The organism is Candidatus Pelagibacter communis (genome assembly GCF_012932795.1).
Classification (GTDB): domain Bacteria; phylum Pseudomonadota; class Alphaproteobacteria; order Pelagibacterales; family Pelagibacteraceae; genus Pelagibacter; species Pelagibacter ubique_S.
Window position 1 is genome coordinate 1 of record NZ_LANA01000001.1, and the last position, 12,771, is coordinate 12,771.

A 12,771-nucleotide genomic window follows, 5' to 3' on the forward strand; every position below is an offset into this window, starting at 1 on the left:
AAAGTGGAAAAAGAAATATTGATGGTGATCTATTAATTAAAGTTAGTAAAGAATTAAGAGTGGATCTATCTGATTTAACTAGTAAAGCTGATGTTAATTTAGAAAATGATATTTCTGAACTTTTAGATGATCAATTATTTGAGGATCTGGATATATTAGGACCAGAAGTAAAAGATTTAGTAAATACAAATCCAAAAATTGCAAAAGCGTTAATTAAATTAGGAGATAATTTTAAACAAAAAGATCATGATATAGTAAATAAAGTTGAAGATATTTCAGGAAAAAAAATTGATAGCAGAAAAACAGCTTTTCCTGGAGAGGTAATATCAGATTTTCTTCAAGAAAATAAAAACTACTTTCCAAAACTTGAAGAATTTGCAGATAAAATTTTTAAAAAAGTACAAGTTAATAATAGAACTAGATATATTGCCCTATGTGATTTTTTAAAAAAAGAATACTCAATAATAGTTAGGGATATAATTCCTGAAGATGGAAAACCTTTTTCGAAAATTTATGACAAAAATAAAAAAGAACTTTTATTAAGTGATTATAATACTTTAGAAACTAAAAAACTTCATGCCGCATCACAAATAGCACAAGAAGGAGCTTCAAAAGAAATTTCCCAGTATTTATCTGATTTTAATTTTCCATCTAATGAATCTAAAAGACTTACTCAAGTTGCTTTATTAAATTATTGTGGTGCTGCAATTTTAATGCCTTACAAATTATTCCATTCAGAATGTAAAGAATTAAAATATGACCTAGAGCTTCTTCAAAATACCTTCGCAACTTCTTTTGAGCAAGTTGCTCATAGAGTGACTTGTCTTCAAGACCCGAAGTTACCCGGTATCCCATTTCATATGCTAAGAACTGATATTGCAGGTAATATTTCAAAAAGATTTTCATTATCTGGTATTGAAATTCCAAGATACGGTGGTGCCTGTCCAAGATGGAATGTTTATTCTGCTTTTACAAGACCTGGAGTAATCCAAGCTGCTGTGAGTAAAATGACTAATGGTGAGAAATATGTCTGTATTGCTAGAACTGTTGAAAAGGGAGTTGGTCGATATGGTTTGTCAAAAAGTATTTTATCAATAGGCTTAGGGTGTGAAGCAAAATATGCAAAAGAATTCGTATATACAGAAAATTTAGATATATCTGATAAAAAAACAGAAATACCTATCGGTGTATCCTGTAGAACTTGTGATAGATTAGACTGCTCTCAAAGAGCATTTCCTCCATTACACAAAAAATTTGATATAGATATTAATTCTAGAGGGGTATCAGTTTATGTTAATGATAGTAATTAACTTAAAAAATCTTTAATAAATTATTTCCAATCACCTATTTTACTAAAAAGAAAATTTCTGAAAGCTGTAATTCTTGCGGTATTTTTTAAAGATTGGGGATAAACGAAATGAGCTTCTGTTATTGGTCCTTCTGAATTCGGAAGTACTTTTATGATATTATTTGAGTTTGATATTAAGTATTCAGGAAGTGCTGCAAGCCCAACACCCGCTTCTACCGCTAAAAGTAAACCCATAACACTATTTACCTTCATTACTGGTTTTCTTTTTTTTCCATCTTTAATTCCAAGTTTTAGAGCCCAATCTGGATCATAAACTGGTGATGGCGCTCCTTTACCAAATGAAATAAATTTATGTTTATTAAGATCTATAATAGTTTTGGGCATCCCATATTTTTCTAAATATTTATTAGATCCATAAACATAGTATTTAATATCTACTAATTTTTTTTGAATATAATTAAGTTGTTTAGGTCTCCTCATAAAAATACCTATATCCGCCTGTCTTGTACTTAGATCTAACTCTTTATCATCAAAAATTAATTCAATTTCAATTTCAGGGTTTAAAGTCATAAACTCTTGAATTCTAGGAGTTAACCAGTGAGTACCAAAACTTCTAACTGTCGTTATTGTTAATTTTCCAGTAGGTTTATTTTTTTGATCACCAAGTGATGTTTCGACTTCTTTTAGTTTGCTAATTACATCACGAGCTGTCTTAAAAACATACTCACCATTTTCGGTTAAAGTAAGACCTCTTGCGTGTCTCTCAAAGAGTTGCACTTTAAGATCTTGTTCTAATGATTGAATTTGCCTACTAATTGCAGATTGACTTAGGTTTAAATTTATCGTTGCATTAGTAAAACTGCCTGCTTCTGCAACTGCGTGGAATATTTTTAATTTATCCCAATCCATTTATTTGTTAAGATCAACTATATATCTTCCAGATGTTTCACCTTTTAGCATTTTTGGATATATATCTATTAAATCTTCTAAGCTTACTGTTTTAATTGATTTTTCTAATTGTTCAAAATCAATAAGATCTTTAACTTCATTCCAAACAAATTCTCTTCTTTTTATTGATGCTGTAACAGAGTTTATGCCCCAAAGCTTAACACCTCTAATGATAAAAGGCATAACTGTAGTGTTTAATTTATAATCAGAAGCATTTCCACAAGCCGCAACAATTCCATTGTCTCTAGTTTGTGCAAGTGCATTAGCAAGTATCTTTCCACCAACAGTATCAACAACACCGTCCCATAGACCTTTATCTAATGGTCTAGCATCTTTATCTAAATCTGTTTTATTTATTATATTTTTTGCACCCAATGATCTCAAGTACTCTTCATTTTCAGCTTTTCCAGTAACAGCTGTAACATCATAACCAAATTTATTTAAAATCATCACTGCAATACTTCCAACACCTCCAGAAGCACCAGTAACCAAAACATCTTTAACTTTTTCACCTAATAAAAGTTCTTCTCTTGCTTTAATTGCAAAAGAACATAGTAATGCTGTAAGTCCAGCAGTTCCTAAAATCATTGCTTGTTTAGATGTAATATCTTTTGGTCTTTTAACTAAAAAATCTCCATTAACTCTAGCAAACTGAGAATAACCACCAAAATAAATTTCTCCAACTCTCCAACCTGTAAGGATCACCTCGTCTCCTTTTACAAATTTAGAATTATCACTTTCTAAAACAGTTCCTGCAAAATCAATACCTGGAATATGAGGAAATTCTTTTACTAATTTCGCACCATTGTTTAAGATTAGAGCATCTTTATAATTCAAATCTGAATAATCTACTTTAACAAGGACATCTCCGTGTTTTAAAAATGATTTGTCTACTGATTTTACTTCACGAATAAAATTTTCACCATCTTGACTTAATAACAATGCTTTAAAGTTGTCTGACATGTATTTTACCCTTTTAAAAAAACTACTTACTTATATATGTTAGGTATCTATTTTGAACATTAAGATCATCTTTAAATTGACCTAAAAAATAATTAGTAACTGTTGTTGCTTTCTCTTTTTTAATTCCTCTCATTGTCATACATTGGTGAGCAGCATCAATCGTAACCGCAACTCCTTTTGCATCCAGTGAAGTCATTAAAGCATTTGCAACTTGCATTGTAAGTCTTTCTTGTGTTTGAAGTCTTTTTGAAAAAACTTCGACAACTCTTGCAAGTTTACTTAAACCAACAACTCTTTCATTTGGAATGTAAGCAACATGGGCTGTTCCAACTATTGGTGCCATGTGATGTTCACAATGACTTGTGACTGAAATATTTTTTTCAACAACCATATCGTTATAACCTTCAACATCACCAAAGGTTTTACTTAAAATTTGTTCTGCATCCTGTGTATAACCAACGAAATATTCTTTAAAAGCTTTAATTACTCTTTTTGGTGTTTCTAATAATCCTTCTCTTTTAGAATCTTCGCCCATCCAAGTTAATATAGTTTTAACTGCTTCTTCAGCCTCTTGGTCTGAAACTTTATTTTCTTTTAAAACTTTTGCATCTGTGTCTTTAACTAATTTCATGTGGTCAGTTTATACAGTAAATCCTTGATTTTAAAATATTTATTATATTTGCATATATGCTACATAATTACCTACTTATGTTTAAAAAGAGAGAAAATATACTTGAAATTGAAGAGGGAAACTTGCTTTCTCCCCGATTTGATAATGATGGTTTAATTCCAGTCATTACAATGTGTTCAAAAACCAAAGATGTTTTGATGCATGGTTATATGAATGTAGAGGCTCTTAAAAAAACTATTGAGACAAAAGAAGCTCATTACTTTAGCAGATCAAGACAACAAATTTGGCATAAAGGTAAAACTAGTGGCTTCACTCAAAAAGTAAGAGAAATTAGAATTGATGATGATCAAGACTCTGTATGGTTAACCGTTGATATTGGAGATGGCTCTAGTTGTCATGTAGGTTATAGATCTTGTTTTTATAGATCAATTCCATTAGGTCCAATCGAAAATGGTAGAGAAGTTGAGATGAAATTTGAGGAAAAAGAAAAATCTTTTGACCCTGAAATTATTTATAAAGGTCAACCCAATCCTACAAAAATTTAATGAGCAAAAATCAAAAAAATGTTCTAGGTGAAGACCTCGAAGAATGTTCTAATGATCCTTTAACTGGATGGTACCGTGATGGCTGCTGTAGTACTGATGAAAATGATCATGGTGTTCATACTGTTTGTGCAAAAGTTACTACTGAATTTTTAGAATGGTGTAAAAAAGCTGGTAATGATTTAATAACACCTCACCCAGAGTTTGGCTTCCCTGGTTTAAAAGATGGAGATGGTTGGTGTGTTTGTGCTAGTTGGTATACAAGAGCTGTTGATGCTGGAAAAGGTTGTCCTGTTTATTTAAAAAGAACACATGAAAAAACTTTGAAACTTGTTTCTATGGAAGTTTTAAAGAAAAACGCAATTGATTTATCTTAATCAATTGAAAAATAAAATGATTTACTTGATAAACTCATTTTGAACTAATAAATATCAATAATGGAAATTGTCACAAAAATAGCACCTTTAGGTTTAGCTTTAATAATGCTTGGACTTGGAATGAGCCTAACGGTTAAAGATTTTACAAGAGTAGTTAAATTTCCAAAAGATTTTTTAGTTGGTTTTATTTGCCAGATGCTTGTTCTTCCAATTATTGCATTCTCTCTTATTAAATTATTAAATACCCCACTTGAGCTAGCTTTAGGAGTGATGATAATTGCAGCTGCACCTGGAGGAGTAACATCAAATGTGCTCACTAAATTTGCAGATGGAGATGTTGCTTTATCGATAACTCTTACAGCAATTATCAGCTTAGTAAGTGTTATATCTGTTCCTTTTATTATTTTTCTTTCAATTGATTTATTAAATATTAATTATATTACAAAAGAATTCTCTATGATTGGCATTTCCTTAAAAATGTTTTTTATTGTCACTGTACCAGTTTTAATAGGAATGATTATTAGATATTTTGCTGAAAATTTAATTCTAAATAACGTTCGATTAATTCAGAGAATTTCAATAGCTTTATTTGTCCTAGTATTTATTGCTATCTATATTGAAGAATGGGATAATATTTCAAGCTTTATAAAACAAGCTGGTTTAATTGCACTAATACTTAATATTGTAATGATGATTGTAGGTTTTTATGTTGCAAAATTTTTTACTTCAGGTGTTGCGCAACAAAGATGTATATCATTAGAGTGTGGTTTACAAAATGGAACTTTGGCAGTATTTGTTTCAACTCAATTATTCGATGAGATGGTTTATATCGTACCTACAGCAGCTTACGCATTAGTGATGATGACAACTTCTTTGTTTTTTGTCTATATTGTAAAAAAGAGCAGCTAAAACTTAATTATTTTTTATTAAACATAAGTTATAAATACGTGCAGTAAATTTAGATAAATTATTTAAGGTCGTATGTTGTACTTTTAATAATTTATTTAAATGATTACCTGTTGAAGAATAACATTTTTTCTTATCTATTTTTAAAAATTTTAATTTTACTAATCTATTTAATTTTCTAATAACTGTAGCTCTTGGGATTCCTGAAATATCTGAAATAGACATTGCATTAATGCCTAAATTATCTTTTTGAGTAGAAAAGAAATACTTTTCTAAATAAAATTCTTTACTCATTTCAGTATTATCGTTTTTTTTTGAGTTTAGAGCATGGTTTGTTATACAAATACCATTAACATGGAAGGACTCTAAATCACCATAAACTTTTTTAAATTCTAATAACATAGGCATTTGCATTTCATAATAAAGTTTCCAAACAAATGAAAAATACTCCTTAGATGTTGCTGTTAATTTTTCACTACTGATTGGTTCTGCCATTAGCTTCGAATTAACACACATCTTTGAAAGAGTTGATAAAAATCTTGTTATTCTTTTCATCGTTTCTTGAGGTTTAATGTTTGGCCAAGTGTTTCTATCAATTATGATCTTTTTATCCATTCTTTTTATTACACCCTCTTTTTCTAATTCATTGATTTTTCTTCTAGTAGTTTCTTTTGGTATATTAAGAGATTTAGATATTTCCATTACATTAATTAATTCTATTTCAACATTAGTATGATTAAAATATTCTTCAAAATTTAGCATCACAAAGTTTTTTGAGTAAGTTTCAAATGTCTTCATCAATAAATACATAATGATCATAAATTTTTCATAATCATTAAAAGTTCTGTAAACACCATTGACCCATTCTAATTGTAATGGTGACCAAACAGGCATTATCGAAACAAAGTTTTTTTCTATTACTTCTCGTACATCCTCGCTGCGGATTTGCTTAGATATTTCAGGTAATAATTTAGACATAGATTGTTTTAACCCAAAATGAACATAATTAAACTTAAAGTCAACCCAAAATGAACATCGTATTAATTGCACTATTGATAGTTTGATGGTTTTCTATGTTCATGAGCGCTGAAAAAGTAGTTTCTAATAAAATAAATGATCTTCCTCCTTTAACGACCCCTAATAATAGTGAGGAAGTTTCATCATCAGGAAGAGTTGATATTAATATTCTTTTAAATAGAGCAAGAAAAGAAAAGGAAAAAGAAACAAGAACTAACTTGGTTTTTGTAGGATTAACTTTATCTTTAATTTTTGTTGTAGGTCTAATATTATCTTTCTAAAAGATATTTTTATTACATATTTCCATATTTAGGTCCACCACTTCCTTCTGGGGTTACCCATGTAATATTTTGGGATGGTTCCTTGATATCACAAGTTTTGCAATGGATACAATTTTGTGAGTTAATTACAAACTTATTTTTATCATTTTCTTTTTGAATTTCATATACACCTGCAGGACAATACCTTTGTGCAGGTTCATCAAATTTTTCTAATGTGTAGTCAATTGGTAAACTAGGATCTTTTAATTGTAAATGTACTGGCTGATTATCGGCGTGATTAGTTCCTGTTAAATAAACTGAGCTTGTTTTGTCAAACGTAATTATGTTATCTGGTTTCGGATAATCTATTTTTGGCATTTCGTTTGCTGGTTTTAAGGTTTCATAGTCAGCATGTTTGTGTTTTAGTGTAAAAGGTAGTTTTCCTTTAAATAAAATTTGATCAATTCCAGTAAATATTATTCCAAGAATTAAGCCCCAACTAAAGCTTGGTTTCACATTTCGTGCACTATACAACTCTTCATGTACCCAGCTTTTTTTAAACTTATTTTCATAAATAGATAAATCTTTATTCTCTTTTATATATTCAAATATTGTTTCTGCAGCAATCATTCCACTCTTCATTGCGGTATGAGATCCTTTAATCTTTGGCATATTTAATGTTCCTGCATCACAGCCAATTAATAAAGCCCCAGGCATAAACATTTTTGGTAAACTTTGAATTCCACCTTCAATTAACGCACGTGCTCCATAAGAAATACGTTTGCCACCCTCAATTATCTTTTTAATTGCTGGATGTGTTTTAAATCTTTGAAATTCATCAAATGGTGAAAGGTGTGGATTTTTATAATCAAGACCTATTACATATCCTAAAAAAATTTGTTTATTTTCAGCATGATATATAAAACTTCCACCATAGGTATTATTATCTAATGGCCAGCCCGCTGTATGCATTACCATTCCTTCTTCATGGTTTTGTTCACTTATCTCCCAAATTTCTTTAAATCCAATTCCATATTGTTGAGGGTCTTTGCCTTTTGACAAATTAAATTTCTCAATTAATTGTTTTCCAAGATGTCCTCTACAACCTTCAGCAAACACTGTAACTTTTCCTAAAAGTTCAATACCGGATTCAAAGTTATCTTTTTTATCTCCATTCTTATCAATACCCATATCTTGGGTGGCTACACCTTTAACTGAACCATCTTCATTGTATAAAATTTCATTTGCTGGAAATCCTGGAAATATTTCAACACCTAAAGCCTCTGCTTGTTCTGCTAACCATCTACATAAATTTGCTAAGCTAATTATATAATTATTATGATTTTGCTGAACCGATGGTAGTAACCATGTGGGCCAACTTAAAGATTTTGATTTTCCTAAAAATAAGAATTTCTCTTTAGAAACTTTAGTTTTAATTGGTGAGCTAAGCTCTTTCCAATTAGGTATTAATTCATCTAAAGCTTTAGTTTCAAAGACATTACCACTTAATATGTGAGCACCTATCTCAGAAGCTTTTTCAAGTAAACAAACATTTATTTCTGGGTCTAATTGTTTAAGTTTAATTGCTGCAGAAAGTCCTGAAGGACCACCACCAACGATTACCACATCATAATCCATTGCTTCTCTAGGCATATCTTGAATTTTTACAGCACTGGTTATTTTTGTATACTATTTAATTTGTTCAATTCTTCTAAGAATTGAGGTAACGCCTCAAATAAGTCAGCTTCCAGACCATAATCTGCGACACTAAATATTGGTGCTTCACCATCTTTATTTATAGCTACAATTATTTTGCTTTCTTTCATCCCAGCTAAGTGTTGAATTGCTCCTGAAATTCCAACTGCAATGTACAAATCAGGTACTACCACCTTACCAGTTTGACCAACTTGGTGTTCATTACTTATATACCCAGCATCAACTGCTGCACGCGATGCACCAATTGCAGCATTTAATTTATCTGCAATATCGGTGATCAATTTAAAATTTTCTCCATTTTGCATTCCTCTGCCACCAGAAACCACAACTCTAGCTGTACCAAGTTCGGGTCTATCTGATTTAACCTCTTCTCTTTTAATAAATTTAGATAATGCAAACTCTTCTGTGGCATCTATTTTTTCTATTGGAGCAGATCCACCAGAAGTTTCACAAGGTTCAAAAGATGTTGGTCTAATTGTTATACATTTTTTTACATCAGTGCTTTTTACTGTTGCAAATGCATTGCCCGCATAAATAGGTCTTAAAAATGTATCAGCTGATATCACTTTAGTAATGTCACTTACTTGGGATATATCTAAATTTGCTGCTATTCTTGGCATCAAATTTTTACCAAATGTATTTGCAGAACTAACAATATGAGAATAATTTTCTGAAACTTTTACAACTAATGGTGAAAAGTTTTCTGCTAAGTAGTTTTCATAATGGGCAGCTTCAGCATGTAATACTTTTTTAACAGCTGGCATTTCAGATAATGATTTAGCAACATCTCCACAATTATTTCCAATTAGTATAACATGTACATCTCCATCCATTTGTGATGCTGCAGTAATTGCATTTAATGTAAAGGGTCTTACTTCTTTATTATTATGCTCTGCTATTAATAGAACTGACATTATATTACCTTTGCCTCATTTTTAAGTTTACTAACTAATTCAGCAACGCTTGCAACTTTAATTCCTGCTTTTCTTTTTGGGGGTTCTTCTACTTTAATTTGTTGAACTCTAGGTGTGGTATCAACTCCTAAGTCAGCGGCTGTTAAAATTTCCAAAGGTTTTTTTTTAGATTTCATAATATTTGGTAGTGAAGCATAACGTGGCTCATTTAATCTTAAATCACATGTCACAATAGCTGGTAGATTAATTTCAATTGTTTCTAATCCTTCGTCAATTTCTCTTGTCACTTCTAAAGTTTTGTCTTTTATTTCAATTTTTGATGCAAATGTTGCTTGAGGCCAATTCAATAAAGCACTTAACATTTGACCTGTTTGATTACAGTCATCGTCAATTGCTTGTTTGCCCATAAAAACTAAGTCTGGTTTTTCTTTTTCAACAATTTTTTGTAGTGCTTTTGCTACGGCTAATGGCTCAACAATTCCTTCGGTTTTGATTAAAATTCCTCTATCAGCACCAACTGCCAAAGCTTTTCTGACAGTTTCTTGTGATTTTTCCTCACCCACTGTAATTGCAATAATCTCTGTCGCCTTACCTGCTTCTTTAATTTTTACTGCTTCCTCAATCGCATTATCATCTGGTGGATTGCTCGACATTTTTACATTATCAGTAACAACACCAGTTCCATCCTCTTTAACTCTGACTTGAACGTTGTAATCAATTACTCTTTTAACAGCGACTAATATTTTCATTATGCTCTCAATAAATTATTTTCTGGGTCGTAAGGACTCTCATCTAATATAGTAGCATCGTACATTTTTCCTAAAATATCAATTTTCAATTTTTGACCAGTTGTCGCAACATCAGGATTCACCATTCCTAATGCAATCGATTTACCCAGTCTAAATCCAAAATCTCCTCCTGTTGCACGTCCAACAACTATGTCGTTTTCATAAATTGGATTGTTTCCTAAAACATCCGCATCTTCAACATTGTGAATTTCCATAGTAACCAGTTTATTTTTAAAACCTTTTTCTCTCCACTTATTAAGTGCTTCTAAGCCAATAAAGTTTCCTTTATTAGGATGTATAAATCTATCTAGTCCAGATTCGTAAGGTGAATATTCAATTGATAGCTCTGTTCCTACAAGTTTATAAGATTTTTCAAGTCTTAAACTATTCATTGCTCTAATTCCATAAGGCTTAAGACTTAAATCTTTTCCAACTTCCATTAATTTATCAAATATATGGTTTTGGTATTCAATTGGATGATGAAGCTCCCAACCTAATTCACCAACAAAGTTTACTCTCATAGCATTCACTGGTGCATTTCCAACATTCACATTTTTTGCACTCAACCATTTAAAGTTTTCACCAGAAAAATCATCACTGGAAACTCTTGTCATTAATTCTCTAGCCTTTGGACCAGACACAACAAGCACACCCATACTATTAGTGAGATTTTCAAATTGAACTGTCCCATCATTTGGCATCCATTTTTGGATCCAATCATGGTCTAATCTTTGGTTCGCTCCTGCAGAGACTAAATAGAAACTATCTGGTGCTTCTCTCATTATAGTAAATTCAGAATGTACTCCTCCTTTAGTATTAAGAGCATGACATAAACCAATTCTTCCTATTTTTTTTGGAAGTTTGTTTGCTACTAAATAATCTAAAAATTCTTCTGCACCAGATCCTTTAATTCTACATTTTGCAAATGCAGTCATATCTAAAAGACCCACATTTTCTTTTACATTTTTACATTCTTTTTTTATTGCTTCAAACCACTTGGATCTTCTAAAAGACCAATCATCTTTTTGTTCCATTCCATCTACTGCAAAAAAGTTAGGTCTCTCCCAACCAAATTTTTGACCAAAAACAGCCCCTAATGCTTTCATTCTATCATAACAAGGTGATGTTCTTAATTCTCTAGCAGCACCTCTTTCTTCATCTGGATAATGAACTTTAAATACATGGTTGTAAGCTTCTTCATTTTTTTCTTTTAAATAAGATTTTGTTGCATAGTCACCAAACCTTCTAGGCTCAACACCAAGCATATCAATTGTTGGTTCTCCATCTACAATCCATTCTGCAAGTTGCCATCCAGCACCGCCTGCCGCAGTAATACCAAAGCTATGTCCTTCATTAATCCAAAAATTTTTAAGTCCCCACGCTGGTCCTACAATAGGATTACCATCTGGTGTGTAACAAATTGCTCCGTTATAAACTTTTTTTACACCAACTTCTCCAAAGGCTGGAACACGATGAATTGCACCCTCTATGTGTGGAGCAAGTCTATCAAGATCTTCTTGAAATAATTCGTACTCTGAGTCTTTTGATGGGCCGTCTACATAACAGGCTGGAGCACCATCTTCATATGGTCCTAATATTAATCCACCAGCTTCTTCTCTCATGTACCATCTACTATCACTATCTCTTAAAACTCCCATCTCTGGTAAGCCTTCTTTTTTTCTTTTTAAAATATCTGGGTGTGCTTCTGTAACAATATATTGATGTTCAACTGGAATAACCGGAATATCTAAACCAACCATTTTTCCAGTTTGTCTTGCAAAATTTCCTGAACAAGAAATAACATGTTCACATTCAATAGCTCCTTTATCAGTTTCAACAATCCACCCATCTTTAGTTTGTTTAATTCCAACTACAGCTGTATTTCTATAAATCTCTGCACCCATATTTCTTGCTCCAGTTGCCATTGCTTGTGTTAAGTCTGCAGGTTGAATATATCCATCTTCTGGGTGTTGTATTGCCCCAAGCAAATCTGAAGTATTACATAAAGGCCAAATTTCTTTTACTTGGTCTGGGGTTAAAAATTTTACATCAACACCAATTGTTTGCGCAACACCTGCATATTGATGATACTCATCCATTCTATCTTTAGTACTTGCTAGTCGAATATTTGACACAACACTGAAGCCAACATTTTGTCCTGTCTCTTCTTCTAATTTTTTATATAAATCAACTGCATATTTATGAAGCTGTCCGACTGAGTAGCTCATGTTAAATAATGGAAGCAATCCTGCTGCATGCCAAGTTGATCCTGATGTTAATTCTTTTCTCTCAACAAGAACAACATCTGATAAACCTTTTTTTGCTAAGTGATAAAGTGCACTAACTCCTACTACACCACCACCAACTACTACAACTTTTGCTTTAGATTTCATTAGTGCG

General features: G+C 31.5%; 13 protein-coding genes. 5 read left to right on the forward strand and 8 right to left on the reverse strand.

The features are described from left to right. On the forward strand, positions 1 to 1,310 hold a 1,310-nt coding region (locus tag VP91_RS00005; protein WP_169035401.1), incomplete at its 5' end, for a helix-turn-helix domain-containing protein. 20 nt (positions 1,311 to 1,330) lie between these two features. On the opposite strand, the gene VP91_RS00010 is transcribed toward VP91_RS00005, so the two are convergent. The 3 genes from VP91_RS00010 to folE are packed head-to-tail and all read right to left on the reverse strand — an operon-like array spanning position 1,331 to position 3,851. Further along, positions 1,331 to 2,218 carry a LysR family transcriptional regulator gene (locus VP91_RS00010; RefSeq protein ID WP_169035402.1) on the reverse strand — a complete coding sequence of 296 codons (888 nt, stop codon included), beginning with the start codon at positions 2,216 to 2,218 and terminating at the stop codon, positions 1,331 to 1,333. After that, complete coding sequence (locus VP91_RS00015; protein WP_169035403.1) at positions 2,219 to 3,220, reverse strand: oxidoreductase; 1,002 nt, start codon at positions 3,218 to 3,220, stop codon at positions 2,219 to 2,221. A 22-nt stretch (positions 3,221 to 3,242) separates the two neighbouring features. Continuing rightward, positions 3,243 to 3,851 (reverse strand): GTP cyclohydrolase I FolE, encoded by a 609-nt coding sequence (folE, locus tag VP91_RS00020; protein WP_169035404.1) that lies wholly within the window; start codon positions 3,849 to 3,851, stop codon positions 3,243 to 3,245. Positions 3,852 to 3,928: 77 nt separating this feature from the next. Between folE and hisI the strand changes: the two genes are divergently transcribed. The 3 genes from hisI to VP91_RS00035 are packed head-to-tail and all read left to right on the forward strand — an operon-like array spanning position 3,929 to position 5,679. Continuing rightward, the gene (gene hisI, locus VP91_RS00025; protein ID WP_169035405.1) at positions 3,929 to 4,396 is read left to right on the forward strand and encodes a phosphoribosyl-AMP cyclohydrolase; all 468 of its coding nucleotides are present in this window, start codon (positions 3,929 to 3,931) and stop codon (positions 4,394 to 4,396) included. Next, complete coding sequence (locus tag VP91_RS00030) at positions 4,396 to 4,770, forward strand: DUF2237 family protein (protein WP_169035406.1); 375 nt, start codon at positions 4,396 to 4,398, stop codon at positions 4,768 to 4,770. The genes hisI and VP91_RS00030 overlap by 1 nt, the downstream gene beginning before the upstream one ends. Before the next feature lie 60 nt (positions 4,771 to 4,830). Further along, entirely contained in the window at positions 4,831 to 5,679 is an 849-nt protein-coding gene (locus VP91_RS00035) for a bile acid:sodium symporter family protein (protein WP_169035407.1), read from the forward strand. A gap of 3 nt (positions 5,680 to 5,682) precedes the next feature. Here VP91_RS00035 and VP91_RS00040 read toward each other — a convergent pair whose 3' ends face one another. Beyond that, positions 5,683 to 6,654, reverse strand: coding sequence for a hypothetical protein (locus VP91_RS00040; RefSeq protein ID WP_169035408.1), 972 nt, complete (start codon positions 6,652 to 6,654; stop codon positions 5,683 to 5,685). 101 nt (positions 6,655 to 6,755) lie between these two features. Here VP91_RS00040 and VP91_RS00045 point away from each other — a divergent pair, with 101 nt between their 5' ends. Beyond that, positions 6,756 to 6,974, forward strand: a complete 219-nt coding sequence (locus VP91_RS00045) for a hypothetical protein (RefSeq protein WP_169035409.1) — start codon at positions 6,756 to 6,758, stop codon at positions 6,972 to 6,974. Between the two features lie 12 nt (positions 6,975 to 6,986). Here the strand turns inward: VP91_RS00045 and VP91_RS00050 are convergent, their stop codons facing one another. From VP91_RS00050 to VP91_RS00065, 4 genes are read right to left on the reverse strand one after another with little or no spacing between them, the layout of a single operon-like run. Then, a complete protein-coding gene (locus tag VP91_RS00050) occupies positions 6,987 to 8,606 on the reverse strand; it encodes an electron transfer flavoprotein-ubiquinone oxidoreductase (RefSeq protein WP_169035410.1) in 1,620 nt (539 codons plus the stop codon). Positions 8,607 to 8,629: 23 nt separating this feature from the next. Next, a complete protein-coding gene (locus VP91_RS00055; RefSeq protein ID WP_169035411.1) occupies positions 8,630 to 9,583 on the reverse strand; it encodes an electron transfer flavoprotein subunit alpha/FixB family protein in 954 nt (317 codons plus the stop codon). Then, a complete protein-coding gene (locus VP91_RS00060) occupies positions 9,583 to 10,332 on the reverse strand; it encodes an electron transfer flavoprotein subunit beta/FixA family protein (RefSeq protein ID WP_169035412.1) in 750 nt (249 codons plus the stop codon). Before VP91_RS00060 ends, VP91_RS00055 begins: the two co-directional genes overlap by 1 nt. Then, positions 10,332 to 12,764 carry a GcvT family protein gene (locus tag VP91_RS00065; protein WP_169035413.1) on the reverse strand — a complete coding sequence of 811 codons (2,433 nt, stop codon included), beginning with the start codon at positions 12,762 to 12,764 and terminating at the stop codon, positions 10,332 to 10,334. The genes VP91_RS00060 and VP91_RS00065 overlap by 1 nt, the downstream gene beginning before the upstream one ends. Positions 12,765 to 12,771: the final 7 nt, after the last annotated feature.

Coding starts and splice junctions, on each gene's coding strand:
- VP91_RS00010 (WP_169035402.1), bottom strand. CDS start 2,218: ATGGATTGGGATAAATTAAAAATATTCCACGCAGTTGCAGAAGCAGGC.
- VP91_RS00015 (WP_169035403.1), bottom strand. CDS start 3,220: ATGTCAGACAACTTTAAAGCATTGTTATTAAGTCAAGATGGTGAAAAT.
- folE (WP_169035404.1), bottom strand. CDS start 3,851: ATGAAATTAGTTAAAGACACAGATGCAAAAGTTTTAAAAGAAAATAAA.
- hisI (WP_169035405.1), top strand. CDS start 3,929: ATGTTTAAAAAGAGAGAAAATATACTTGAAATTGAAGAGGGAAACTTG.
- VP91_RS00030 (WP_169035406.1), top strand. CDS start 4,396: ATGAGCAAAAATCAAAAAAATGTTCTAGGTGAAGACCTCGAAGAATGT.
- VP91_RS00035 (WP_169035407.1), top strand. CDS start 4,831: ATGGAAATTGTCACAAAAATAGCACCTTTAGGTTTAGCTTTAATAATG.
- VP91_RS00040 (WP_169035408.1), bottom strand. CDS start 6,654: ATGTCTAAATTATTACCTGAAATATCTAAGCAAATCCGCAGCGAGGAT.
- VP91_RS00045 (WP_169035409.1), top strand. CDS start 6,756: ATGAGCGCTGAAAAAGTAGTTTCTAATAAAATAAATGATCTTCCTCCT.
- VP91_RS00050 (WP_169035410.1), bottom strand. CDS start 8,606: ATGCCTAGAGAAGCAATGGATTATGATGTGGTAATCGTTGGTGGTGGT.
- VP91_RS00055 (WP_169035411.1), bottom strand. CDS start 9,583: ATGTCAGTTCTATTAATAGCAGAGCATAATAATAAAGAAGTAAGACCC.
- VP91_RS00060 (WP_169035412.1), bottom strand. CDS start 10,332: ATGAAAATATTAGTCGCTGTTAAAAGAGTAATTGATTACAACGTTCAA.
- VP91_RS00065 (WP_169035413.1), bottom strand. CDS start 12,764: ATGAAATCTAAAGCAAAAGTTGTAGTAGTTGGTGGTGGTGTAGTAGGA.